Genomic DNA, 26,451 nt, shown 5'->3' on the forward strand with positions numbered 1-26,451 from the left:
GGGCCAGCGCATGCGCGACGGCCCCGGCGCGGTACCAACCTGCATGCCAGTAAGAACCACTTGCACGACGTGGTCTTTTAGGGACAGGTGATTTTTATTCACGCCGGTGCCCTCGCACCGGCGTGAATAAAAATCACCTGTCCCTAAAAGACCAAAAGCTCAGGCGCGCAGCGTGTCGTAGACCGCCTGCGCCACGGCGCGCGGGACGCCCTTCACGGCGGCAATGTCGTCCACGCTTGCCGCGCGCAGCTTCTTCATGGAGCCGAAATGCCGCATGATCGCCTTCTTGCGCGTGGGCCCCACGCCCTCCACCTCGTCGAGCACGCTCACGGTCATCGCCTTGTCGCGCAACTCGCGGTGGAACGTGATGGCGAAGCGGTGCGACTCGTCGCGCACCTGCTTGATCAGGTACAGCGACGCCGAGCCCGACGGCAGCACGACTGGCGTATCGTCCCAGGGGACGAACACCTCCTCGTCCGCCTTGGCGAGGCCGCACACCGGGATATCGAGCCCCAGCTGCTCGAGCTGGTTCATGGCCGCCGTCAGCTGCGGCTTGCCGCCGTCGACCACGAGCAGGTCGGGACGGGACCCGAAGCGCTCGTCGGCCATGCGCTCCGGCGCGTAGCGGCGCCCGAGCACCTCGGACATGGACACGAAGTCGTTCGCCTCGGTGAGCTCGGTGCGGATCTTGAACCGACGGTACTGGCTCTTGTCGGGGCGGCCGTTCGTGAACACGACCATCGAGGCCACGGTGAAGCGGCCGTGGATGGTCGAGATGTCGAAGCATTCGATCCGCATGGGCGGCTCGTCGAGCGCCAGCGCGCTCTCGAGCTGCAGCAGAGCCTGGTTCGTGCGGTCGTCGGCGTAGCCGGTGCGCATCATGTAGCGCATGAGCGCATGGCGGGCGTTGCGCTCGCACATCTCGAGCAGATGCCGCTTCTCGCCGCGCTGCGGCCGGTGCAGCGCGCACTTGCGCCCCCGCTTGGCGGTGAGCCACTCGCCGATGACCTCCGCGTCCTCCAGGTCGACCGCCACGTCCACCTCGGAGGGAATGTCCGCCGTCTCGTCGTAATAGCGCTTGACGAAGCCCGAGACGAGCTCCTCCTCCGCCACGTCGAGGCCCTTGTCCAAGATGAACTCGCAGCTGCGCACCGTGCGGCCCTCGCGCACCACGAACACGCACGCCCCGGCGATCGTCTCCTCGCGGTAGAACCCGATGAGGTCGATGTCCACGCTCGTGGGGAACACGACCTGCTGACGGTCGTCGAGCCCGTCGATGACCTCGAGTCTGCGCTTGATGCGCCCCGCCCGCTCGAAATCGAGGTTCGCGGCGGCCTCGGCCATGTCCTCCTTCAGCTCGCCCACCAGCTCGCGGCGCTGGCCCGATAGGAAGCGCTCCACGCGCCGCACGCTTTTCGCGTACTCCTCAGGAGCGATCATGCCAGCGCACACCCCGGGGCCGCGGCCCACGTGGTAATCGAAGCACGGGCGCCCCTTCTGCGCGCAGATGAGCCCGATGATGTCCGCGTCGTCGGGATGTTTGGCGAGCAGGCGGTTCACGCGTTTCCATTCCGCGCACGTGCCCGAGCAGATGGGGCAGATCTTGCGCAGCGTGTCGATCGTCTCGCGCGCGGCCCGGGCATCGGTGTAGGGGCCGAAGTAGCGCGTGCCGGGCCTGTGCTTCTCGCGCGTGTACTTGATGGCGGGAAACAGGTCGCCCTGCGTCACCGCGATGTAGGGATAGCTCTTGTCGTCCTTGTAGTCGACGTTGAAGTACGGATGGTACTGGCCGATCAGGTTGCGCTCGAGCACCAGCGCCTCGTGCTCGTTGTCGACCACGATGTAGTCGAAGCCCGCCACGAGCTGCATCATGAGCGGGATCTTCTCGCGGTCGTCGGTGAGCATCACGTACTGCTTCATGCGGGCGCGCAGGTTCTTGGCCTTGCCCACGTAGATGACCTCGCCCTCAGCGTTTTTCCACAGGTAGCACCCGGGATCGGTCGGTACATGGGCGACCTGCTCGGCGATGTCGGGATCAAGGCCCGGGGCGAGTGCCATTCTCGTGACCTCCTGTCGAAGACGGGTGCTAAACGCTATGATGGCTATCGTACTATAGCCTCTGAAAGGTTGATGCATGGCGCATACCGAACACGACGCCGACATCGTGCCCGTCATCCTGGGCGGAGACATCGGCGCATACGCCATCGGCCGCGAATTCCACGAAGCCTACGGAACGCGCGCCGTCGCCGTGATCCAAGATCCCATCGGCATCATTCTGCATTCCCGCATCTTCGAGCACGAGCGCGTCGAAACCATCGGTGCCGACGACGTGCGCGCCGCGCTCGAGCGCGTCCACGCGCGCAACCCGGGCAAGACGCTCGTCGTCGTCACGAACTCCGAGCCCTGCATCCCCGCCATCTCGGCGATCCGCGACGAGCTCCCCTACGTGGTGACGCCCACGCCGCGCCCCGAGGTCATCGAGCAGGTCTCGAACAAGGACCGCTTCAACGAGCTGTGCCGGGCCAACGGCCTCGACGTGCCCGAAACCGAGCTCGTCCGCCTCGCCGGCACCGATCCAATCGCGCCGAGCGAGCTGCCCTTCCCCGTGGTCGCCAAGCCGGCGCTCTCCCCCGAGTACGCGCGCTTCATCAACCAGGGGTTCAAGAAGGTCTACTTCGTCGAGCGCCAGGAGCAGCTCGACGAGCTCTGGCGCGACCTGCGCGCCGCGGGCTTTGCCGGAAGCTTCCTGGTCCAGGAGCTGATCGGCGGCGACGACACCTATATGGACTCGATCACGCTGTATATCGACAGCACGGGCACCCCGACGCTGTTCGGCGGGGCCAACGTCCTGCTAGAAGACCACGCGCCGGCCATGCTGGGCAACCCCGTGGCGATGATCACCGCGCCCATGCCGGGCATCTGGGAGCGCTGCGCCAAGATGCTGTCGGATATCGGCTACCGCGGCTTCGCCAACTTCGACGTCAAGCGCGACCCGCGCACGGGGCGCTCGCTGTTCTTCGAGGTGAACCCGCGCATCGGCCGCAACTCGTACTACAACTGCGCCGCCGGCGCCAACCCCATGCGCTTCTGCGTCGAGGACCTCGTGCACGGGAGGCGCGTGGAACCGGTCCGCATCGACAACGAGATCCTCTACACGCTCGTGCCGACGAGGCTCGTGCGTCGCTACGTGCGCGACCCCAAGCTGCTCGCGCGCCTCGACGCGCTCATCCGCGCCGGCCGCGTGTACGACCCGCAGCGCTACCGCGCCGACGCCGGGCTGCGCCGCATGATCGACGTGACGCTCACCGAGCTCAACCAGGTGCGCAAGTTCAAGCGCTACTACCCCGAACCCACCGACACGTCGTTCTAGGGAATCGCTGATCGATTGCTTTCGCGGCGCCCGGCACCGGGCCGCCCGGCGCGGAATGAATTGATCAGCGTTTCCCTGGGAAAGCGCGGGATGGGTTGAAACGAACCCGTCCCCAAATGACCCATCCGCAACGTGAGCCGCGTAAGCGAACCATCGACTGTACGCTATGGTAACGGCGCCCTAGCCCCAGTAGATCACTTAAAGAAGTGGCGGTAGAGCGTCAGCGCGCGCTCCCACACGGTGAACAGCGGGCTCAGCGGCTTGTCGAACGTGCCGATCCACATCGTCGGCTCGTTCACGAACAGCATCTTGAACTTGCTGATGCCGTCGTTGAACAGGCCGTTCAGGTCGTAGAGCTTGGCGCCCGCCTTCTTGGCCTCGCACATCGCGTGCCATTTCAGCAGGTAGTTGGCGCGCAGGCGCTTGCCCTCGTCGTTCACGCCTCCCCACAGCTCGAAGGCAGCCGCGGGCATGGTGATGTTCCACAAAAAGGCGAGCAGACGGCCCTCGACCTCGGCCACGAACAGCTGGTTGACGTCGGCCATCGCATCGAACGCCTTGTAGTAGTACTCGTCCTCATGGATGAAGAAGTCATCCTGCTCGGCGGTGTTGTGGTAGAGCTCCATGATGCCCGGCAGATCCTCCCGCGTGGCGAGGCGGATCTCCACGCCGCTGCGCCCCGCCTTGCGGATGTACTGGCGGGCCTTCTTGGAGTGGATGCTGGCCATGATGGCGTCTTCGTCGGGCGTCAGGTCGAGCGTCGCCGTGTTCGGGATCAAGATTTTGTTCCCCTCTTTCCACCCGTCGCCCAGCTTGATGCCCGACACGCCCGGGTCGATCTTGAGCGAGACGGCGTGCACGTGCGCGCGGCACCACTCGGCGATGAGGTCGGCGGCGAGCGACACGTCCTCGTCGCGCTCCGCCACCGGGCCGCGGGCAGCATAGCAGATGGAGCGAAACGGCCACGGCAGCTTGCGCTCGAGCACCTGGGCGGCGCAGACGAACTTCCCGTCGTCCTCGCACACCACGCGGTGCGCCGTCCACGAGCCCGTCTGCTCCTTGAGCGAGCCCCATCCCCACGACTGCATGGGGTGACCGTTGTGGGCCCGCAGAATCGCGTCCCAGGTCTCCTCGTCGTTGATCAGACGATACTCCATGGCAGATACCTTCCCTTGCGAATAAGCAGCCCCGCGTGGCGCCTAGGCGCGGCGCAGCAGGCCTGCGGCTTTATCGAACAGCGCGTCGAAGAACGGTGCCTCCGACTTGTGCAGCACGTACGCGCTGCCATAGGTCACGAGCAGCGCCGGGATGCCGGCAGCCGCAGTGTACACGAACCCGCGGACCATCGAGCTCTCGACCGGGCCCATAAAGTTCGTGAGCGCCCACAGGATCGCGGCGCCGACGGCAGACCCGAGCAGGCCGAACGCGAGCGAGCGGACGCTCGAGGCCGCGACCTCCATCATACCGAAGGCACCGATCTCCTTGCGGATATGCAGGATGGTGACCGCATCGACCGCGATGAAGAAGAACGTCGAGGAGAACGGCACGACGTACAGGCCGTACAGCGGCGTGAGCACGATGCAGAACGACACCTGGACCACGGCGGCAACGCAGGTGGCGATCGCGTAGAACTTCATGCGCATGAGCGACGAGCAGACCTTCTGCAGATAGGTCGACAGCGCGTAGAACGGCAGGGCGATCGACTGCACGCGCAGGTACATCGACGTCATGGCGGCGTCCTCCGCGTCGAAGCCGCCGATGGCCGCGATGAGGCAGGGCGCGAACACGATCAGAAGCATCGCGCACGGGATGAGCGTGAACATGAGCTTGCGCATGCCCGAGGCCACCGCGCGGCGATAGGCGTCCAGACGGCCCGCGACGTGGTAGTTGGACAGCTCGGTGAACATCGTCACCGACAGCGGGATCGCCAGGATGGAATACGGCAGCACGTACCAGACGCGCGAGTAGTACGAGATCGCGGCGCCGTTGGCCGTGCACTGCAGGGCGCACGACGACTGGACGGCGCTCGTGGGGAACGACGCGAAGGTCACCACGAGCGTGGGCAGGCCGATGGCGAGCGTCTCCTTGATGGCCGGATCGTGCAGGTCGATGCGCAGGCGCAGGTGCACGCCGTGCCGCGCGAGGGCGGGCAGCTGGACGAAGACCTGCGTGGCGACGGCGAGCGGGTTGCCGATGGCGAGGATGATGAGCGCCCGCTCCCAGTCAAGGATGCCGTTGTTGACCACGTACGCGTACAGCAGAAACGACGCGATCGTGATGACGTTGTTCAGAATCGGCGCCGCGTTGCTCCAGAAGTAGTCGCGCTCCGCGTTCAGCACGCCCGAGATGATCGACGACAGGCCGTACAGGATGATCTCGAACGCGAAGAACCGGAAGAACCAGACCGCCAGATCGAAGTTGAAGTCCTCGCTCGCACCGGCCGATTGGGTCCAGATGACCGGCCCCGCGAAGATGAAGCACAGGATGGACATGGCGCCCATGAGCAGCAGCACGAGCGAGAGCAGGTTGGACGCGTAGGCGGCCGCGCCGTCCCGACCGAGCCGCTTGCGAACCGACAGGTACACCGGCAAAAAGGAGGTGATGAGCATGCCGCCCATGACGAGCTCGTAGAGGAAGTTCGGCATAGTCGAGGCGACCGTGTAGCAGCTCGCGACCGCCATGAGGGCGCCCGACAGCGCGTTGGCCTGCGCCATGGTGCGCCCGAAGCCCGTGATGCGGCTGATGATGACAAGCAGGCTCACGCCGTTGGCCTTGCGGGAGGCCAGCTGCTCGACCTCCTCCTCGGTCTCCTCCTCTTCGAGATCGGCGGGGGCGAAGTCGTCCAGCGCGGGAAGGTCGCCCGTGGCCTGGTCCGCGGCATCGGGGCTGCCGAACCCGTCATCGGCATCGACGGCCTCATCGGATGCGAACGGCGCGGACGGCACGTCGGCTCCCTCGAAACCAGACTCCATGCCCAGCCGGGCGCTCTCGGCGGCGGTCAGGTAGGCGATGGTCTCGTCGGGGCGCGGCGCGCGTCGCCGCGTGCGGCGCGCCTCCTGGCTCTGGGCGGCCAAGATGAACTGCGTGGTCTCATCGGGTGAGGACGAGGCCGCCGTCATGCGGCTCGGCGTGGCCATGTGGCTCGGCGCGGCCATGTGGGCGCCGCGCGCCGCCTCGTCGGCATCTTGGGATCGGGGCGCAAAGTGCGCGCCGCGCGGTTTCGGCTCGTCCGCGTTCGTCTGGAACTCGTCGTCCATCGCATCCCCTATTCGTCAATAAAACGGGACCCCGGGAAACCCGGGGTCCCGCCGCTTCGGACAGATGTGCATGGAGGCAGGAACCCTTACACCGGAGAACCGCCGCCGGCGAAGTTGCCGCCCGTGGACAGCGTGCCGACCACGACGCCGACGCCCGGCATGGACGCATGGACGTACTGGCCGCCGCCGATGTACATGCCCACGTGGTAGATGGAGCTGCCGCTTCCGCCGTAACCCCAGAACACGAGGTCGCCGGGGCTCAGCGCGCTGACGCTGTACACGAGATGGCCCTTGGAGGAGACCAGGTTGTACTGCGACTGGGAGGAATGCGGGATGGAGATGCCCATCTGGCGATAGGCGTAGGAGGTCAGGCCGGAGCAATCGAACGAATCCGGACCGGAGGCTGCCCACACGTAGGGCTTGCCGACCTGGGCGAGCGCGACGTCGACGACACCGGAGGGCGCGTTGCCGGAATCGGTGTTGCCCGTATCGGTCGGGGGCTCGGGCTCAGGTTCGGGCTCGGGCTCGGGGTCGGGCGTCGTCACGGTGTTGTCCGAACCGCCGCCAGACGGCGTGTTCGGAGTCGAGGGGCTCGAGGTGCCCCCGGACGGGGTCGACGCATCGGGCGTGTTCGCACCCGTGTTGGTATCGCCGCCCGTCGTGGTATCGGTGGTGGAACCGCCGTCGCTGTTGTTCTCCTGCTCCTGGGCGCGCTCGGCCTCGGCCGCCGCCTCGGCAGCGCGAGCCGCCGCCTCGGCCGCAAGCTGGGTTTGCAGCTCGCTGTCGAGACCGTTGTAATAGCTCTGCTGGGCGGAGAGCTTCGTCTGGACCTCGGAGGTCTTGGCCTCCTGGTCGGACACGAGCTGCTTCTGCTCGGCCTCCTGGGCCGCAAGGGCGCTCTGCTTCTCCTCGAGTTCGGCCTTGGTCGTCTTGACCGAATTCACGAGCGCGGCGTCCTGCTCGGCAACCTTGTTCGCGTAGTAGACACGCGAGAAGAGCTCCTCGAAATCGGACACGCCCAGCACCACGGACATCAGGTTGAAGCCGCCCTGCTTGTACAGGACCGAGACGCGGTCGGAGAGCGCGGCCTGCCCCTCCTCGAGCTCGGCCTGCTTGGTGGCGATATCGCTTTCGGTCTGCTTGATCTGCTCCTGGATGGAGGTGAGATCCTCCTGCACCTGGAACAGCTGGTTGTTGGCGTACTCAAGTTCCTGGGTATAGGTCATGAGCGTGGAGTAGGCCTCGTCAACCTGGTCTTGAAGCGTCGCGGTGGGCTCAGCATACAGAGCCACCGGAACCGTGCTGAACGTCAGAGCACCGGACAGCAGAAGCGCGAGCGTGGTTCGGGTGCGTTTGAGCTTCATGCGCAAAGATCCTCTCGATCGACTAGATGCAGGCTCTACTATAGCAATGTTGTCACGTCCCGGCTAACGTGCTTCCCCCGAACGCAAAGAGCCTTCATGCCACCGGTACAGCAAATCCACATATCTTTAAAGTTCAAGTCAAGCTTGAGAGGGTGCGAATTAAGGGCGATTCGGTGCGTCCGCGGCGCATCCCATCCAGTGCAAATCGGGGGACGTACCTTCTCCGTGCAAACATGCACGGAGAAGGTACGTCCCCCGATTTGCACAAAAAAGGGCCCTCGCGATGAGGGCCCTGAACGTGCTCTGGAGCCGGCGGCAGGAGTTGAACACTGCACCTTCGGTTTACTATACCGATGCTCTAGCGTTAAGCTACGCCGGCGTGCGGATAACGATTATAGCAACGGCGCCCTCGCGGGCAAGGCCCCACAAGCGACCTACACAACTATGCATATGGGGGGACGTACCTGTTTCGTGCATTCATGCATGAAACAGGTACGTCCCCCCATATGCAGCCAGGCGCCCGCTACGGGGCCGAAGCGCGGAATGAATTGATCAGCGTTTCAGCGCTTCCTAGCGGCAGATGGGCGCGACGACGGCATCGGTCACCCGTATGAGGTCGTCGGTTGCCAACGTGAGGCTCAGGCCCCGACGCCCGCCCGAGATGTTGATGGTGTCGAACAGCACGCACGTCTCGTCGAGCAGCGTCGGGAAGCGCTTTTTCATCCCGATGGGCGAGCAGCCGCCGCGCACGTACCCGGTCACGCCGACCAGGTCCCGCACGTGCATCATGGACAGGGATTTGGCCCCCGCCGCGCGCGCCGCCGCCTTGAGGTCGAGCTCCTCGGCAACCGGAATGCAGCAGACCACGTGCCCGCCCTCCGGTGTCTCGGTCACGAGCGTCTTGAACGACTGGTCCGGGTCCTCGCCCAGCATCTGCGCGATGGCGACACCCAGGCCCGAGGCCTCCTCCCCGTCGTCCTCGTAGGTGCGTGCCTCATAAGCGACGCCCGCCCGGTCGAGCTCGCGCATCGCATTGGTTTTCTGCAGCTTCGCCGCCTTCATGGAACACCTTTCTTCCGCAATCCCCGGCCGGAGACGCCGCCGCCCCCGCGAAGGCGCGGCGCGTTGGCGCATCCCTCAGCGCTTCTCGAGCTCGGGCGCCTCATGGCCCGCCTGGCGGGCGCGGTCGCGCTCCAGGATGGGGCCCAGGAACCTGCCGGTGTAGCTCTCCTTGCAGGCCGCGACCTTCTCGGGCGTGCCGGACACGACGATCTTGCCGCCGCCGTTACCGCCCTCGGGCCCCAAATCGATGATGCGGTCGGCAACCTTGATGACATCCAGGTTGTGCTCGATCACGAGCACCGTGTTGCCCGCGTCGACCAGGCGCTGCAGCACGTCGATGAGCTGGCGCACGTCCTCGAAGTGCAGGCCCGTGGTAGGCTCGTCCAAGATGTAGAAGGTGCGCCCCGTCTGCTTGCGGTGCAGCTCCTTGGCGAGCTTCACGCGCTGCGCCTCGCCGCCGGACAGCGTGGTGGCGGGCTGGCCCAAGCGCACGTAGCCCAGGCCCACGTCGAACAGCGTCTGCAGCTTGCGCTTGATCTGCGGGATGTTCCCAAAGAACGCGAGCGCCTCGGTCACCGACATGTCGAGCACGTCCGAGATGGACTTGCCGCGATAGAGCACCTCGAGCGTCTCGCGGTTGTAGCGCTTGCCGCCGCAGACCTCGCACGGCACGTAGATGTCGGGCAGGAAGTGCATCTCGATCTTTATCTGGCCGTCGCCCTTGCACGCCTCGCAGCGGCCGCCGGGCACGTTGAAGCTGAAGCGCCCGGGGCTGTAGCCGCGCGCCTTGGACTCCGGCACGCTCGCGAACAGCGCGCGCAGGTCGTCCCACAGGCCGATATAGGTCGCCGGGTTCGAGCGCGGCGTGCGCCCGATCGGCGACTGGTCGATGTCGATGACCTTGTCGATCTCCTCGATGCCCTCGATCGCGCGGTACGGGCCCACAGGGCGCGCCGAATGGTGGATGGCGTTGGTGAGCGCAGGCGCGATCGTGTCGGTCACAAGGCTCGACTTGCCCGAACCCGACACGCCCGTCACCACGGTGAACGTACCGAACTCGATCTTCGCCGTCACGTTCTTGAGGTTGTTCGCGCGCGCCCCGCGCACCACGAGCGCGCCGCGTCCGGGGTCGCGGCGCTCCTCGGGCAGGCGCACCATGCGCCGGCCCGTGAGGTACTGGCCGGTCAGCGACGCCGGGCAGGCCATGATGTCGGCCGGCGTGCCCGCGCACACGACCTCGCCGCCGTTCTCGCCCGCGCCCGGCCCCATGTCCACCACGAAGTCCGCCGCGCGGATGGTGTCCTCGTCGTGCTCGACCACGATGACTGTGTTGCCCAGGTCGCGCAGGCGCTCGAGCGTGGCGATGAGCCGCTCGTTGTCACGCTGGTGAAGGCCGATCGAGGGCTCATCCAGGATGTAGAGCACGCCCATGAGGCCCGCGCCGATCTGCGTGGCCAGGCGGATGCGCTGGGCCTCGCCGCCCGACAGCGTGGCCGACGCGCGGTCGAGGGTGAGGTAGTCCAGGCCCACGTCCACCAGGAAGCGCAGGCGCTCCATGATCTCCTTGACGATGCGCCCGCCGATGAACTGCTGGCGCTCGTTGAGCTCGAGCGCCTCGAAGAACTCGAGCGACTCGCGGCAGCTCATGCAGCACACGTCGTGGATGGACTTGTCTCCCACCGTGACGGCCAGCATCTCGGGGCGCAGGCGCGCTCCGTGGCAGGCGCGGCACGGCTCCTCGCGGATGTAACGCTCCAGGCGCGCCTTGGTGTTCTCGTTCGTGGTCTCGATGTAGCGCTCGTACAGGATGTTGCGCACACCGGAGTACTTGGTGAACCAGTGCGTGTCGCGGCCGTCCTGGGTATGGTAGTCCACGCGCATCTTCTTGTCGCCCAAACCGTCGAGGAAGATCTTCTTCACGCGGGCGGGCAGGTCGCGCCACGGCGTGGCGGGGTCGACCTTCAGGTGCTTGGCCAGCGCGCGGAAGATCTGCGGATAGTAGTTCGACTTGCCGAAGAAGCTGCCGAACACGCCCTCCTCGATGGAGAGGTTCGGGTCCTCGATAAGCGCCTCGGCATCCACGACCTTCTTGAACCCCAGGCCGTCGCACTCCGGGCAGGCACCGTATGGCGCGTTGAACGAGAAGTCGCGCGGCTGGAGGTCGTCGATGGAGTGACCGTGCTCGGGGCAAGCGAGCGCGAGCGAGTAGGTGAGCAGGTCGCCCGGCGTGCCCTCGGGCGCGCCGCGGTCGGGCAGCAGGTAGACCGCCACGTTGCCGTGCGCGAGCTTGGTGGCCTGCTCGACGGCCTCGGCGATGCGGCCCACGCTCCCCTCGCGGATAACGATACGGTCCACCACGACCTCGATGGTGTGGCGGAACTTCTTGTCGAGCTCGATGGGGTCATCGAGGCTGCGGACCTCGCCGTCGATGCGCACGCGCGAGAAGCCCTCGCGGCGCAGGTCGTCGAGTAGCTTGGCGAACTCGCCCTTGCGGTCGGAGACCACCGGCGCGAGCACGAGGGCGCGCCGGTCCTGCCCCGCCTCGAGGATCTTGTCGGCCACCTGGTCGGTGGTCTGGCGCTCGATCACACGCCCGCACTCGGGACAATGCGGTGTGCCCACGCGCGCGAACAGCAGGCGCAGGTAGTCGTAGATCTCGGTGACCGTGCCCACCGTGGAACGCGGGTTTTTAGACGTGGTCTTCTGATCGATGGACACCGCCGGCGACAGGCCGTCGATGGAGTCCAGATCCGGCTTGTCCATCTGGCCCAGGAACTGGCGGGCATAGCTGGACAGGCTCTCGACGTAGCGCCGCTGGCCCTCGGCGTAGATGGTGTCAAAGGCCAAGCTCGACTTGCCCGAGCCGGACAGACCCGTGATGACCACGAGCTCGTCGCGCGGGATCTCGACGTCGATGTCGCGCAGATTGTGCTCACGCGCGCCGCGGATAACGATAGATGAATCAGACATGGGAACCCTTTCGGCGTGCCATGGAATATGCAGCCTTTGAGTCTACCCCTTTTGAATGCGGACATGTGTTCGTGCTTTGCGCCGCCACGGATTGCCCACGTCATGTTCGGGTCATCGATGGGTCATTTGGGGACGGGTTCGTTCCAACCCATCGGCGGACTACACGGCCGCCGATGGGTTGGAACGAACCCGTCCCCAAATGACCCATCCCTCAGGCGCTATACGTCAATCGTCACCAGCTTGCGCGTGGGCATGACGGACAGGTAGAGGTCGTAGGAGCCCGGCTCCACCGGCTGATGATACGTCGCAGTCACGCCCCCCGATGCCTGGTCGGCAAGCGTGTCGCGCGTCAGCAGACCGGCTGAAAGCGGAATATGCGTCGTGTAGCTCGTATGGGGCAGCACGCCCGTAGAGGCCGCATAGGGAGATTCCGCTAAAGCCGGCTCCGCTTGGCTCCACAGCTTCGTGTCAACACGCATGAGCCCGCTCCCATCCGGTTTGACGAGGCTCATGAGGGAGATGTTGAACCCTCCCTGGTCGGGGGTCTTGTCGGAATCGTTGGTTATGGTCACGGTCAGGCAGATGATCGAGGCCTCGTCGAGCCCCTCGACCGTTTGCGCCCCCTCGACACCATAGGCCCGCACGTAGTCGTTGTACGACATGGTCTGCGCACCGTCGATGCGCAGCGAATAGCCGGCGGTATTCTCCGTGGCATCAGCAAAGAACCCACCTTCAAGAGCCACGTTGTCCCCTATCCCGTAGCGCTCCGTGGGGTACCGGATCGCCCGTGCGTTCACGTCGTAGATGCGCCATGCGCACGCAGCGACGATCACCAGCGCCGCGCACACAAGGACAAACAGCTTTACGCGCCTCATAGAGCAGGCACCTCCCGTGCGTGGCGACGGACGGGAGAGCGCGGCGCAGGCGCGGCGTCCGTGCCCGCCGGGCCAGCTTTCCGCACCGTCTCGCACTCGATGACCCGACCGTCTTTCATGCGGACGATCTCGTCGGCCATGCAGCGCAGCACGTCCGAATCATGGCTCGCCACGACCGCCATGGCTCCGCGTCGGCGGATATCGGCCGCGATGCGCCCCATGAGATCGAAGCCCGACTCGTCCAACGCGTTGGTCGGCTCGTCCAGCACCACGAGCTGGGGTCTCCCCATGATGGCGGCCGCGATTCCCAGGCGCTGCCGCATGCCCAGCGAGAACTGCCGGTAGCGGCGGCGGTCATCGGGATCGAGCCCGACCGCCGCAACGCAGCGGCGGATGTACTCCATGTCGACGCCATCCGACATGGCGGCGATGAACCGCAGATTGTCCACCGCCGTGTACCTGCCCAAAAACGCGGGGTTCTCTATCAGCACGCCCGCATGGGGGACAAAATCGATATCTCGGCCCAAGCGTTTGCCGTCATATTCCACAAACCCGCGATCGAGGTACATCAACCCTGTTATCGCGCGCAGCAGCATGGTCTTGCCCGAGCCGTTGGCCCCGCACAGCCCCACGACCTGCCCCGAAGAACACGACAGGCTGACCCCATCGAGCACTTTGATGCCGCGTACAGTCTTTTCCGCTTCACGCACAATCAGCTCACTCATCGCGCGAACCTCCATAGATCGTCATACGGGAAACCAACAGGCCACCCACCGCCACGGCGATCCACGCCACGGCCAGCGACAAGGCGAACCCGTCGTTCATGGGCAAACCCTCCACATAGGCGCCGGCAGAGCGCCCCGAGATCAGGTAGTTGCCCGGCAGCAGCGGATGCTCCACCATGCCCGATGCAAAAAGCACGCCCATGCACAGCAGATAGCCCGGCATGCGCTCAACGCGCACGGACACCGCCAGCTGCACGAGCATCATGCTGGCGCAGATCGGGACGGTCAGCAGCATCAGCGGCACCATGGACATGCCGGGATATCTGGCAGACGACGAAGAGGGAACCATAATCATGGCGTATTCCGACATGAATTCTGAAGCCTGCGCACCGAACGCCCAAGCCGTCAGAATGAGTCCCCCAAAGAGCAGTACCCAGAACGCAGCAACCACGGTGCACACCCAAGCGCATTTTGCGATCCACCACGCCCAGCGGCTTCCCGAGGCCACGACCCCGCGGTATCCTGCACCCAAAAGATCGGCGCGCGGGAACTCCAACGTAGCGGCGAACAGCACCGCAAACGAGAAGAACCACGGAAACGTGATGGCAAGCGGCCTGCCCTGAATGAGCAGCCACAGGTCCACAGGGTTGGCAAACTGAAACGTCAAGGCAACGTAGTCAGCAAACGTAAAGGAGGAGAGGTCGTTGCCGGAGTACGCGCAATCCCCCGCAGCGGCAATTCCGTAAACGATGCCCAGGACCAGCGCCGCAACAAGATACGGTCGCACAGAGGGTAGGCCCACCCGCAGGTCCCGGGCATACAGCCTGAGCGTCCTCATAGGTAGCACCTCCTCTTGAAAAACAGCGCGGGCAACAGCAGGCTCAGGGCACCGTAGACAACAAGCGAGGCCGCCATGCCCTCCAAACTGGTGATCACCCCTTCGTAGCCCGTGGGGACCAGAAGGGTGAACAAATCGAGCGAGCGCGAGGCGTCCTGTACCATCAGGCGGCTGAGCGCAACCGTTGCGTAGTTGACGAACAACTGGGCGGCAAAGCCCCAAAGGAACAGCTTGGTCGCATTGCGCGCAAACAGCGACACACCGAGCAGAGCGGTCGCCCAGATCCCGCTGAACAGGAACGCCGTAAGCGTCCATACAGCCAAAAAGAGCAGCGGCTGGGTAAAGTACAGATCGCGAGACGGCGTGAGCCAACTAATGGGCACCGCGAGGAATACGTACGAGATGGGATCGGGTGCCCCATAGGGGGCGACGAGCGCCGCTGCGAGCGCGCTCGCAACCAAGGGGACCAGCGCGACGAGACCCGCCGCGATAAAGCAGGCAAAAGCCTTTGCGCCGTAGTAGCGCCGATTGGTCAGGCGCGACAGCGCGTGCTGCTGATAGCCCGATGAGCGCTCCTCTACCAGCGATCCCGCTCCCGGCAAAAGGCAGAGCAGCGGGAGCAGAAAATAGAGGGCGACCGAAGACGGCTTGAGGTCGGTACCCACCCAGTAGTTGACCATGAGACGGCTTTCCATGCCGTATCCTTTGGAAGGGTTTTGGACCGCATACCCGTACCACTCGCTATACGAGAGATAATTCAGGATGGCGCTTAGGGCGACCAAGACCAAACAGACGACAACTGGCACCGCAAACCAAGGCGAGACGATCATGCGCTCCAGCTCGCTTGAGCAGAGCCGCAAGACGTGCGAAGCGCGATGACGTTTGGAGGCGCTAGCGATGGAATTCACGGCCATTACCCCACCTCCGGCACGCCAAGGTGCACTGTGCAGTGCCCATCAGAGCCAGCATCGCCAAAATACAGTACAAGCGGCTCGTCAACGGGATACGACCCGTCTTCGGCACGCGACTCAATCGCCCAACCTAGCGTGACCGTTTGCGTCTGTCCTTGCGGAATGGCGATAACAGAATGGTTATTGATGATGTCTTGCTCGGGTTCCCCGCTGTTATAGATCAGCGTTCCGTACACGAGATCCCGCGCATAATTGCCCTCTTCATCGGCGTCAACCCTAAAACTGAGCGACGACACATCAGCGCAAAGCGCAATCATGCCCCCATCCCTCAGTTCGTCATTATCTGACAAGGCGTCGACATTCGTGATCTCCAAGTCCATAAACAGGTAGCGCGCTTCATTCGTGGGAAGGTTGCCGGTCCAGTCGCCCAGCCCAGCGTCTTCGAGAGAAGAGAACCATCTGAGGTTTGACACCTTCAACGCAAGAGTCCCGAACCAACCCAGTGTCTCAAGATAGGTGCCGGAATATTCCTCGTTATCCGGAAGCCTCCAATCGATGCCCTTGAGATCAAACACGTCGCCGACCTGGTAGTCCTTATTATGCTCCGCCTTAAATGCGGCAACGCGCTCCTACTCAGCCTGAAACGCCTCCGCGTACACGTGCGACGCGCCCGTCGGGCCGAACATGTGCAGCACCTGCGCTGACGCTCCAACCACACACGTCGCCGCAAGGAGCACAGCGCCGCGATAACGCCTTCTCATGGGCCCCTCCAATGCGGAATCATGGCGGAAACGCCTCACGGCGCTTCCGCCCTGTAGCCAACTACCAAATATTCGGGTTGCAGTAGCCATTCAAAGGCGTATAGTTATAAAGGCTATCCGGACTCCAAACGCCATCGATCGTCCCAGTGTTCTTCATTCCCCATCCTGTTAACTGGGAATTTGCGACCCCGGATTGCCCAAACCGTTCGCAAACGAGATTCCTGATGCAAAAGTGCCCTTTCAGGCCACGATTGACTACCGCATCGGCACCACCCATGCAATTTACAAGATTGGTTGAATTCGGAACCGCCCCGTCAACATACAGCTGAGCTGCATCTATGTTGACGCTATCGAGCCGTACATAGGTAGAGCTTGCATTATGCTTGAGTTCGATTGAATCGCCGGCGGTTTCTTGCAAAAAAGTAAAATCAAAATGGAACTTACAATCATTATTGTGCATAGGCACAATACTCGGACCCCCTTCGTCCGCCATCGCTACAGCGGGCAAAGCGCCCAAGGCGCTACAGGCGAGCGCTGTCGCAACAAAGCAGCCAACCGTCCTTCTAATTCGTGAGATTCCCATGTCCTTCCCCTTCCATGAAAGAGGTCGTGGCGACGTCTGTCGCCTTGAGAACAACCATGCAGAAGAAGCGGAAGGATGTCTGTAGACACGGGGCTTCGAGCCGGGCTAGCGGCTGTCTACAGGCCGGTGACCTGCTGGATGATGGAGAGGACCCCGCTTATCCCGCGGACATCCAGTGCGCGATACGCGTCGCGCCTCACCGCGTACACCGTACTCGCAGAGTAATTCACCGATGCGGCGATCTGCTTGAGCGTCTTGCCCTCAAGCGATCCTATGAGGACGTCGACCTGCAAATCCGACAGTCCCCGTGCCCGCAGGGCGTTCGCCGCACGATCGGCGGGCAGACGAGAAAACTCGTTTCCGACCGCATCCCGGTGCGCCGACACGACGACCTCTGCCCACAGCACCGCGAGCGCAAAGACAGCGAGCGCTACCACGATACCGAGCACAAAGCTGAATGCCAGCTGCGCTTGCCGCTCCGCGATAACCCGATCGGTCACGAGCATGATGTTCATCTCGTCGTAGAGCCAACTGATGGGACCCACGCCCATCAAACCGCCAACGATCAACCCGCCGAGCAGAGCTCGGGAGAAGCGGCCTGCATATCCCGAACGATGCAGCTCGACGACTATACCCGCTACGGTTCCCGCAAGAACGACCAGTATGGGGGCATAGTTCTCGATTAACTGGGCTGCCGCGATCGAGCCGATCAGGCACAAGGCGAGCGCGACGCTTAGGGAAGTTCGGCCCAGATAGGCAAGCACACCGACCGAGCAAACGGCCAGAAACCCTATGAGCAGAAGAAATTGCTCAACGGGGGCGACGAACGGCCATGCCGAGCCCTTCCAGAACACGAACAGAGACAGCCCTAGCACAGCTGCGATAACAACCAGGCAGCTTGCCGTTACCGTAGGAAACACGGAATCCTCCCGCACCGCGTCCAGCACGACGAGCACATCGGCCATCGTAAGCGCCGACGCCAGCATCACGATCGGCAGTGCATCAATACACAGCGCCTGAGCGGTACACTCGGCCACGATGCAAGCAGCAAGCAGGACCACCCGGATGCGTAAAGATCGGATCGTGCCGCCCCATTGACCGCATAATCTTGAGGCAAGAAGCGGCCCGAGTACGACGATCGACAGTGTCGCGCACACATTCAGGGGCGTGAACCACACCGCCTCGCGCGCATGCCACGGAAACATTCCAACGAACACGCAAAGAGCGAGCGCCTCCATCGCAAATCTCCAGCGAGCATACAGGGCATCGTCAACATCGGCAGCAGCCACTGGCGCCGCCTCGCGGCGCGCGAGCTCGCGGGCCTCCGCCACAGACGAAACACCCATCTTTGCCCACGCGCGACTCTGCAGGTTGCGTACCGTGGAGGCGCTGATGCCCATCGACTCGGAGGCGGCACGCGAGCTCACACCCTCAAGCGCATACACGACGGCTTCGCGCTCTCGATCCGAAAGCCGCCAGGCATTTTGTATTTCATATTCCTGTTCCGCATGGTCGTTGTGGTCGACTCGAATCTCGGGCCTGCAGCGCTGTTTGAGCAGGCGGCTGGCGGCAAGGCCCGCTGCAAACACCGCGGCACATGCGAGAGCACACAGGGGTATGTGGTCGAGCGCCACAAAGACGGCATTTGGAAACAGCCGCAACAGGACATGACCGAGCGCCTCACCGTACATGAGCCCTGCAAACAGCGCGGCAAGTCCTCGCGCGCCTCCCCATCTCGCAGCAGCCGCCCCCAGAGCACACAGCGCGAGGGCAGGCACCAACAGCGATCCCATCGCCGCAACGTCAACGCTCGCAGTGGCGATGCCAACGGCGTATGCGCTGACAAGAGCAAACGGAGCAGCCAGCACCATTCTGAAAATCCCTATGAGCACGCAAGCGCCGCTCAGTGGAACTCGGGTATATTCTTCCCCGCTGTCCACAGATTCGCGCCGGATGTGCCGCCTGAAGCTCAGCACCAGCACCATAACGGAGCACAAGGGCAGCACCGTAAAGCAAAGCGTCCACAACGGCAATGCAAGCAAGAACAGCTTCACCTCGAGCGGAAGATGCGGCCACACGACAGAGCCCACAAACGACAGGACATAGAGGAGTGCTGCGACTCCCAGCCCGATGCGATCAGCGCACCGGGCGATGCGCGTCCGAACAGATTGCGCATCAGACTCCCGCCCGCCATGCTCGGGAATGAGCCAAGCGAGCACACCCGCAAGCGCCACGATCCAGTAATACGTGGAAAAGCTCGGGTTGTCAGCGACGTCGTACAACATATTTGCTGAAGTCCGCATAAAGAACGGCGGCATACCCATCAGCAGGGCGAACCATATGATGTAGCGGGCGCTTGATCGCATCGCGAGCCTCCCTAGAAGCGTTTGGGCCATCGAATCGAACGTCTCAATCATCTGTCTACACCATACACGCGTCTGTAGACAGGCAGCTTGAAACATGTTTACCGCCTGTCTACAGGCGACCGCGACGTCACGTTGATTTGACGGGGCGCGGCCGTCGTGGGATTCTTACATAATCTGTAAGCTGACGGTAAAGAGCACCATGACCGACGAGATCCTGTCACCGGCATACGCGCCGATTCCATATACCGCTGCGGCGGCGCTCATCGCGTTCACCGTCGTCATGGTCGTGCGCACGCGCGCGGCGCGCGAGCGCGTCACGCCCGGCATGATCCTGTGGCCGCTCCCGTTTGCGATTCTACTCGCCCTCATGGGCGTACTCTGCGTCAACGAACTCTGCTTATTTAGCGCCAAAACCCTCATCGTCTACTCCGTTGCCATGGAGATTCTGGGCGCCGCGACGCTCGCGCGAACGTTTGTCGCCCCGTGGCTCGAGCGCATCGGGGGCGGCGCGCACGGCATCCGCCTTCTGCGCGACCTCGTGCTGCTCGCCATCGCCGCCATCATCTCTGCCTGGTCGCTTGAGGCTGCATGGAACGAGCGCGCCGGCCAGGTCCCCGTCGCCTTCTTCGCGCTCTCGACGCTCGTCGTGTTTAGCCTGATGGTCGCACTGTACTTTATCGGCCAGCGCTCGGGCGTGCTCGCGGTCATCCCCGCCGTCGCATGCGCGGGCTTCGGCGTGGCGCAGTACTTCATCCTCCAGTTCAAGTCGGCGGCGATCCTGCCGAGCGACCTGCTCGCCCTCGGAACCGCGGCCGCCGTAAGCGGCAACTACACCTACGAGATCAACACGGCCGTGGCCGATTCGCTCGTGGGCGCAGGCGCGGCGGTCGCGCTGCTCTCGTTCATCTGGCCCGGTCGCCCTCGCACCGTGGCGCGCGGCGCAGCCGGCGTCGTCGGCAACCTGTGCGCCGGCGTCGCCGTCTTCGGCATCCTGGCGGGTGCGTTTTCCACCGTGAAGCTCGAGGAGGCCATGGGGTTCGAGTATGACCGCTGGTGGCCCATCGCGACCTACCAGACCTACGGGTTCCTTCCCTCGTTTATCGCCGTCGCCCAGGACCTTCCCATTCCCGAGCCCGAGGGCTACGACGACGAGACCGCGGCGGATATCCAGGCGGACCTTGTCGCCGCCTACGACGCGACCCTCGGCGCCACGCCCGAGCGCATCGCTGCCGAGCAGCAGTTCGCGCAGGTCCAGCCCACCATCATCGCCGTCATGAACGAGAGCTTCTCGGACCTGTCCCTGTACCAGGGGCTGCTCGACGCCGGCTACACGGGGCCCGCGTTCTACAACTCGCTGGGCGACACCCTGCAGCGCGGCACGCTCATGACCTCGGTCAACGGCGGCGGCACGGCGAACAGCGAGTTCGAGTTTTTGACGGGCGACTCCATCGCGTTCATCGGCAACGGGAAGTATCCCTACCAGCTGTACAACCTGTCCGACATCGAGTGCCTGCCCCGGCAGCTCAAGGAGCTCGGCTACCGTGCACGCGCCATGCACCCGCAGGCGCCCACCAACTGGAACCGCGCGCTGTCCTACAAGCAGATGGGCTTCGAGGAGTTCTACTCCATGGAGGATTTCGAGGGCGAGCCGCAGTATCACGCCGGCGTGACCGACCGCGCGACCTACGACAAGATCCTCGAGCTGCTTGCCGAAGACGACGGGCCGCAGTTCATCCTCGATATCACGATGCAGAACCACAGCGGCTACGACGCGGGCACCGTCCCTGCCGAAGAGCTCACGTCGTATGCGCCGGCCGGCGTGACGGACGGGGAGCTGCTCACTCAGCTCAACACGTACCTCACCTGCATCAACGCCTCCGACCGCGACCTCGCCTACTTCGTGGATCAGCTGCGCCAGCTCGACCGGCCCGTCGTGCTCGTGTTCTTCGGCGACCATCAGCCCAACATGACCACGTCGCTGAACGACGCACTCTATCCCGGCGAAGACGAGCTGACGCATCAATGGCGCCTGTTCCAGTCGACGTATTTCATCTGGGCGAACTACGATGTCGCCGGCAACGATCAGGTCAGCGCGCAGAGCGAGATCGGTGCCAGCGCGCTGGCGGCGCAGGCGCTGCACGCCATCGGCGCGCCCCTGACCGACTATCAGAAGGCGCTGCTCGCCAGCCGCTCGCAGATCGTCTCGCTGAGCGCCAACGGCTACCGCGGCGCCGACGGCGTCTGCTACACCCTCGACGCGGAAGGGCCGTACCGCAGCCTCGTGGACGACCTGCGCGCCGTGCAGTACCTGAACTTTGCGCGCAAGGTGAACTAGCCACCTTGGGAACACGGTGCCCGTCTACGTGTTCTCAAGCAAAATCGGAAATGAGCGCAATGCGCTCAAGAACGGTGTGCCCCCTTGTAGACGCGCCCTCTCAACCAAGCACATAGCTGGTGTCTACAGACATATTTGCTCGCTTGCCATAGCGTCTACATCGAATATCGAGGCCCATTTACATTTCGAATCTGCGGAGAGGGGCGACGATGATGGCATGGCTGCGAGTTGTACAGGCCCAAATACGCGTGACGGCACGCAACAAGCTGCTGCTGGTTCCCATAGTGCTCACCATCATGGCATTGCTGCTCCCCGTGGCGCTCGCACTTCCTACGGGGGGAGCCTATATCGCCGGACGCGACGCCGTTGAAACACAACAAACGTTTCTGAGCGAACAGCTCTCTTCCGGTGCTTACCGCACCGCTCCAGCCAAACTGGTGGAACTGAAGCAACAGGAGGTCTCCTACCTACAGGAAGCTTTAGCGCTCCCCATCGAGGACGCAGCGGGGTACTTTTCCGCTCTCGCCCGTCGCGCGCGCACCGTGGAGGAGGAGCACGAGCACGGTTACGTCCAGGGTGCGGAAAACGAGTTGTCCTTCGCCGCCAATGCTCTGCTGCTTGAGCGCATCGCGCTGCTTGGCGCACCTGAAGTTTACGACACTGCAGCAGACATGCCCGCCATCTACCTGTTGGCGTTCTCCATCGGGTCTACGCCTTACATCTTCTGGTACCTCGTCCCAGTCGCCGTGATGGCAATCGCGGGACGGCGCTTGGACAGACGCCTCGTCTCTCAAGGTCGCATGGGAATACGAGGCTCTGCCTGCGCAACTGGTCTTGCCGGTGCGCTCGTATCCCTCGCATGCCTCCTCATATGCCTGATCATACCGTTTGTTATCGCATCGATGCGAAACGGAATGGGCGATCCCAGCTATCCCGTCGTTCTCATACGCGACAACACACTCGTGTCCACCACAGTCGGCGTGCAGATAGCTGCATTTCTCGCTCTACAAACTGCAATCTACATCGCGCTGTGCTCCATAGCCGCAGCCGTCCTCATGTGCAAAGGCGGATCTGTCGCCGCTGCAATCATCATGACGCTATTGATCGCCGCGCCGTTGTTTGAATTGTATTACGCGCACGATGTCCCTTGGGCCCCTCTGCTCACGTCTCTGCTTCCCACCTACCTGAACTCAGCGAGCGTACTTGGCGGCGCCTCGTATCTCAACACCTCGGACATCGCTCTCGTGACGGGAGCTGGCGGTGCCCATGCAATCATAGTGCCACTCATGTGGGGAGCTGCGGCGCTCGGTTTCGCCAACACCGTGTCGATGATGCCTTCGCAACGACGATGGGGCTGGTGCTCAGGAATCGGCGATCGTGCCATATCCGGCACGAACATCACGTCGCCTACCAGGGTTTTTGACATCGTGTTCGATACAGTCGCATATCGTCGCAATCCGATTCTCAATAAAGCACATGTGCAGATACAACCTGGCGAGATCATAGGGCTCATCGCTCCTAACGGCGCCGGTAAGACAACTCTGCTCCAAGCCCTCAACGGCACAGGGCATGCAACCGTCCGCGGCAGCCTCCAGCTCGGCGGCTTTCCGCTTTGTGACCGATCCACCATGCGCACGACGGTCTTTCTCCTCAGCGATAGCGAGCTACTATTCCCAGCCCAAACCGTCCGGTTCCATCTCGAGCTCACCATCGCCCTTTGGGAAACTAGCAAAAACGCGCGTGAAGAAGCAGAGCGTTTCGACCTGGCCGAATACCTGAATACGCCCGTACACAAGCTGTCCCAGGGGAATCGGCAGTTGCTCTTACTCTGTATGGCCTGCACAAGCAATGCGTCGATCCTGCTGCTCGACGAGCCCATGAATGCGCTGGACCCGCTTCACGTCGAGCTCGTGTCCACCGCCCTACGTGAGCACGCCACACGCGGTGCAATCGTGGTTATCTCATCCCACATGCTGTGGGATCTGGAGACCCTCTGCGACCGGACGCTTTTCATCGCGGAGCAGCACGTCATCGAGATAGGAGGTGAGACCAGCGGGAGCGACATAAACCTGAACGATATTTATCGACGCATCTATCAACATGCAACATGATGGGAGATCAAACATGAAGAAGAATGCAAGCAGGCTTCGCAGCACCCTAGCGACCATTATCGCTTTGACTGCCGTATGCTCCGCCACCATATCCCCCATTGCCGCCGCGTGCGCAGCAGAGCTCAACGCGCCCGCAGCCCAAGAAGAGACTATTTCCCCCCGAGCCATGAATGCCCAGGTCGTCGACACCTATATGTCATTTTCGACAGCAAACGACCCTTCAGAAAACATCGATAGGTATAATGAGACATATAAGCTAATTTATTTTCAAAACTCTTATGCACTCACTGGGACCCAGATAATTTACACATCTCTTGGAATAAGTCCAAACAACCCATTTGTGGTTGGATTCGAGACCAAGTATCGTTGCATCTATGACACCTGGTAAGTGCGCTCTCAATACGCTACGTCATCTCAGGGCCTGGCATTAACCGAAGAGGAGGTGTGCCTATCATGGGCGCACCTCCTTCTTGCACCCCTGCATGAATCGCCCAATGAGCAGCTTTCTGCCCTACGCCAGCATGACCACGCTGGCACTATTCGCCTGGCTTCATTGGCCCTCATAGGATGAGACAGTCATGGTCATCTATAGCCGCATGGAAATGACTCATCATATGCTCTGCTCACGCAGGCGGAAAGCCGCATCCACAAGCGCCACCTTAAGATCGCGGGAGGTATGGACATCGAAGTATCGAAACGCCTGATGGCGCGCATCATTTACCGTGCCAGGCGCACAGTTGAGCTCCTGGCAGATTTCTCTTCGAGACAAGCCGCTCGCAATGCCCACAGCGACATCCGCGTACAACGGGGTAAATCCACACCCCATGAGCACACCTTTCATGCGGCCCTTGAGCTGCGCGTCACGCATCGGTAGCTCATCAAGACGCGCGGCGCGACCACGCACACGCATGATGACTGCGGCCGACGCCGCCATCGCTCCCGCAGCCAGCGCGTCGATCACACCCGCCGCGACCCCATGCGCCGATGCCTGGGGAGCCGCCTGTAGGAGCAGCGCGATGCCGCTTCCCCAGCTCTGCGTACCCACAAGCGCAACCGATGTCATGAGACCTGCAAGCCCTCCGATGAGCACGCACAGCGCCTCTTCTAACGACTCCCCGCGCGCCGTATGCCTCGCCATCACAACCAGAACGCCAACGAACAATATGCACGAAAGCATAGACAACATGGTGCCGAGCGCAAACGGATCAGTCCGGCTCGTGTCCCATGTGACAATGAGCCGCCACAGTGACCTGAAGCCGCACGCCCCCACCAACAGATAGGCCACACGCCCCACAGCCCCCATGCGACGCATCGCGACAAACAACCTCCGCATGGCCATTCGGTCTTCTTGCCAAATCATAGAGGCAAGCGTTGCTGCACAGGCAACCGACAGCGCGCATGTCACCGTATCCATCACAATACCCCATGCGTTTCCCGATGCACAAAGGAATGCCACGAAAACCAGGGCAACGTATCCAGCGATTACAATTCGCAGCCAGGTTGCATTTTTCTCGCTCGGACCAGCGCCCTCCCCTTCAGACAGAAGAATGAACGCGTGCAGCACGGCGAGTACCATAACAAGGATGACCAACGAGAACATGGCGATCAGATCAAACGGCACGACATCAACCTGCGTGCCGGATGATAAGAATACGAGAAGCGGCCACAGCGCAATCACTGCTGCTGGGATCACCAAAAGCAGAACGGTCGAACGCCGTGCTGTCGCGCAACGCCCCCTGTCCGCGCTCCCATTCGTCCTTTCGCGGGAAGCACGGCCACCGAAGGCTCCTCGACCATCCGAAGCCTGATTCCTTATCTCATCGATCGAGCCCATTCCAAGTTTCGCCAGCGCCCGCTCTTGGTAGGTCCTCACCGTCGAAGCGGAGATCCCCAGAGCTCGCGCCGTCTCAGCAGATGTGTCACCTGCCATCCGGTGCCTCAACGTCTCGCATTCGCGCTCGCTGAGGCCTCGTTCCCTCCAAGACTCCACCTGCGCGGCGATGTGCGGATCGTCCTCGCAGGTATCGCCCGCCCGCGACGCGTCCGAAGCAGCCGTGTCCCCTGTCCTCGTCGCTCCGCCAGCTTGTCGCGCGACCATCTGACGTATGGCGCAACAGGCGAACACGATAAGGTTGACGGCCATCAAACCGACACCGAGAGCATCGAGCCGTCCGCGCGTCACTCCGTAAGCGGCAGACGAGATGCATATCGACGCCTGGCATCCCGTGAAGAGCCCGAGGCAGGCCAGCCGCCGTGCGCGCCAAGGCCCCACGCGAAGCAGGCACACCGCAAGCGGGATCGCCACCAGCAGCGCAAGACCGACAGGCGCCGCCGCGGGAGCGGTGGTATCGGTGCCGGTCGAAAGACGGACGACGTCAGCCAGCGAGACCGAAACGGGCATCTGGTCGATCACGAGTGTCCCGAAGCCCATCTCACGCCATAGCGCATCAAGCAGGTCGGGGAGCAACCTGTGAGCATCTGCCGCGCCCATCGTCAACAGGGCCACCGAAGCCGCGCTACCGCACAAAACCGCCGCCGCGAGCGGGGCGCGTCGACGACCGGGGGTGCGCCCGCCGCGGCCGAGCAGCAGGATGCAGAACTGAAGCGGCGCCACGATGGTCAGCGCCAGCACCGCGCCGCAGGCAACGACAGCGCCCGAGCCGTGCGCGTCCACGTTCCACAGCGCAATCAGAGCGACCGCCATGAGCAGCGCCGCCACCGCACTACCCCATGTGGGACGCACCCGGCGCGACAGGGCAAGGGCCGCCGCGACCAGCGCGGCGAGCACATCGACACCCGACAAGACGAGCATGCCGAGCAGCAGGCAGCCGGAGCCAAACGGCGCACAGGCAAGCAGGGCCGCACCCTTCACCCAGCACAGCGAGGCAATCGAAACAAGAACGGTCAACATCGTCACCACCCT

At 63.2% G+C, this 26,451-nt stretch carries 18 protein-coding genes and 1 tRNA gene; 4 read left to right on the forward strand and 15 right to left on the reverse strand.

Translation table 11 applies throughout. The features are described 5' to 3' along the window. Positions 1–159 precede the first annotated feature (159 nt). Positions 160–2,058, reverse strand: coding sequence for an excinuclease ABC subunit UvrC (uvrC, locus tag B5F74_RS05405; RefSeq protein ID WP_087200688.1), 1,899 nt, complete (start codon positions 2,056–2,058; stop codon positions 160–162). 76 nt (positions 2,059–2,134) lie between these two features. On the opposite strand from uvrC, the gene B5F74_RS05410 reads away from it, so the two are divergent. After that, positions 2,135–3,370, forward strand: coding sequence for an ATP-grasp domain-containing protein (locus tag B5F74_RS05410; RefSeq protein ID WP_087200690.1), 1,236 nt, complete (start codon positions 2,135–2,137; stop codon positions 3,368–3,370). Between the two features lie 194 nt (positions 3,371–3,564). Here the strand turns inward: B5F74_RS05410 and B5F74_RS05415 are convergent, their stop codons facing one another. The 13 genes from B5F74_RS05415 to B5F74_RS05470 all read right to left on the reverse strand — a co-directional run bounded on the left by B5F74_RS05415 (position 3,565) and on the right by B5F74_RS05470 (position 19,133). After that, entirely contained in the window at positions 3,565–4,527 is a 963-nt protein-coding gene (locus tag B5F74_RS05415; protein ID WP_087200692.1) for a peptidoglycan bridge formation glycyltransferase FemA/FemB family protein, read from the reverse strand. Positions 4,528–4,569: 42 nt separating this feature from the next. Then, entirely contained in the window at positions 4,570–6,627 is a 2,058-nt protein-coding gene (locus tag B5F74_RS05420) for a murein biosynthesis integral membrane protein MurJ (RefSeq protein WP_239283364.1), read from the reverse strand. A gap of 86 nt (positions 6,628–6,713) precedes the next feature. Continuing rightward, the gene (locus B5F74_RS05425) at positions 6,714–7,991 is read right to left on the reverse strand and encodes a C40 family peptidase (protein WP_087200694.1); all 1,278 of its coding nucleotides are present in this window, start codon (positions 7,989–7,991) and stop codon (positions 6,714–6,716) included. Between the two features lie 304 nt (positions 7,992–8,295). Next, positions 8,296–8,370: transfer RNA gene (locus B5F74_RS05430), tRNA-Thr, on the reverse strand. A gap of 191 nt (positions 8,371–8,561) precedes the next feature. Continuing rightward, positions 8,562–9,053 carry a Cys-tRNA(Pro) deacylase gene (gene ybaK / locus B5F74_RS05435; RefSeq protein ID WP_087200696.1) on the reverse strand — a complete coding sequence of 164 codons (492 nt, stop codon included), beginning with the start codon at positions 9,051–9,053 and terminating at the stop codon, positions 8,562–8,564. Positions 9,054–9,128: 75 nt separating this feature from the next. Further along, entirely contained in the window at positions 9,129–12,023 is a 2,895-nt protein-coding gene (gene uvrA / locus B5F74_RS05440; RefSeq protein WP_087200698.1) for an excinuclease ABC subunit UvrA, read from the reverse strand. Between the two features lie 218 nt (positions 12,024–12,241). Next, a complete protein-coding gene (locus B5F74_RS05445) occupies positions 12,242–12,898 on the reverse strand; it encodes a hypothetical protein (RefSeq protein ID WP_087200700.1) in 657 nt (218 codons plus the stop codon). Next, positions 12,895–13,623, reverse strand: coding sequence for an ABC transporter ATP-binding protein (locus B5F74_RS05450; RefSeq protein ID WP_087200702.1), 729 nt, complete (start codon positions 13,621–13,623; stop codon positions 12,895–12,897). The genes B5F74_RS05445 and B5F74_RS05450 overlap by 4 nt, the downstream gene beginning before the upstream one ends. After that, positions 13,616–14,461, reverse strand: coding sequence for a hypothetical protein (locus B5F74_RS05455; protein ID WP_087200704.1), 846 nt, complete (start codon positions 14,459–14,461; stop codon positions 13,616–13,618). The genes B5F74_RS05450 and B5F74_RS05455 overlap by 8 nt, the downstream gene beginning before the upstream one ends. Beyond that, entirely contained in the window at positions 14,458–15,375 is a 918-nt protein-coding gene (locus B5F74_RS05460; RefSeq protein ID WP_087200706.1) for a hypothetical protein, read from the reverse strand. The genes B5F74_RS05455 and B5F74_RS05460 overlap by 4 nt, the downstream gene beginning before the upstream one ends. After that, on the reverse strand, positions 15,375–15,947 hold the full coding sequence (locus B5F74_RS05465; RefSeq protein ID WP_087200708.1) for a hypothetical protein: 573 nt from the start codon (positions 15,945–15,947) through the stop codon (positions 15,375–15,377). The genes B5F74_RS05460 and B5F74_RS05465 overlap by 1 nt, the downstream gene beginning before the upstream one ends. Positions 15,948–16,194: 247 nt before the next feature. Further along, positions 16,195–16,716 (reverse strand): hypothetical protein, encoded by a 522-nt coding sequence (locus B5F74_RS12200; RefSeq protein WP_143753796.1) that lies wholly within the window; start codon positions 16,714–16,716, stop codon positions 16,195–16,197. A gap of 116 nt (positions 16,717–16,832) precedes the next feature. Beyond that, the gene (locus B5F74_RS05470) at positions 16,833–19,133 is read right to left on the reverse strand and encodes a LuxR C-terminal-related transcriptional regulator (RefSeq protein WP_158095706.1); all 2,301 of its coding nucleotides are present in this window, start codon (positions 19,131–19,133) and stop codon (positions 16,833–16,835) included. Between the two features lie 148 nt (positions 19,134–19,281). Here B5F74_RS05470 and B5F74_RS05475 point away from each other — a divergent pair, with 148 nt between their 5' ends. The 3 genes from B5F74_RS05475 (at position 19,282) to B5F74_RS12205 (ending at position 23,916) form a co-directional block, all read left to right on the forward strand. Then, complete coding sequence (locus B5F74_RS05475; protein WP_087200711.1) at positions 19,282–21,417, forward strand: alkaline phosphatase family protein; 2,136 nt, start codon at positions 19,282–19,284, stop codon at positions 21,415–21,417. A 209-nt stretch (positions 21,418–21,626) separates the two neighbouring features. Next, positions 21,627–23,528 (forward strand): ABC transporter ATP-binding protein, encoded by a 1,902-nt coding sequence (locus tag B5F74_RS05480; RefSeq protein WP_087200713.1) that lies wholly within the window; start codon positions 21,627–21,629, stop codon positions 23,526–23,528. A gap of 13 nt (positions 23,529–23,541) precedes the next feature. Then, on the forward strand, positions 23,542–23,916 hold the full coding sequence (locus tag B5F74_RS12205) for a hypothetical protein (protein ID WP_143753798.1): 375 nt from the start codon (positions 23,542–23,544) through the stop codon (positions 23,914–23,916). Between the two features lie 222 nt (positions 23,917–24,138). On the opposite strand, the gene B5F74_RS05485 is transcribed toward B5F74_RS12205, so the two are convergent. Continuing rightward, positions 24,139–26,439 carry a LuxR C-terminal-related transcriptional regulator gene (locus tag B5F74_RS05485; RefSeq protein WP_239283366.1) on the reverse strand — a complete coding sequence of 767 codons (2,301 nt, stop codon included), beginning with the start codon at positions 26,437–26,439 and terminating at the stop codon, positions 24,139–24,141. Between the last annotated feature and the right edge of the window lie 12 nt (positions 26,440–26,451).

It is taken from the genome of Collinsella sp. An271, assembly GCF_002159695.1.
GTDB lineage: Bacteria > Actinomycetota > Coriobacteriia > Coriobacteriales > Coriobacteriaceae > Collinsella > Collinsella ihumii.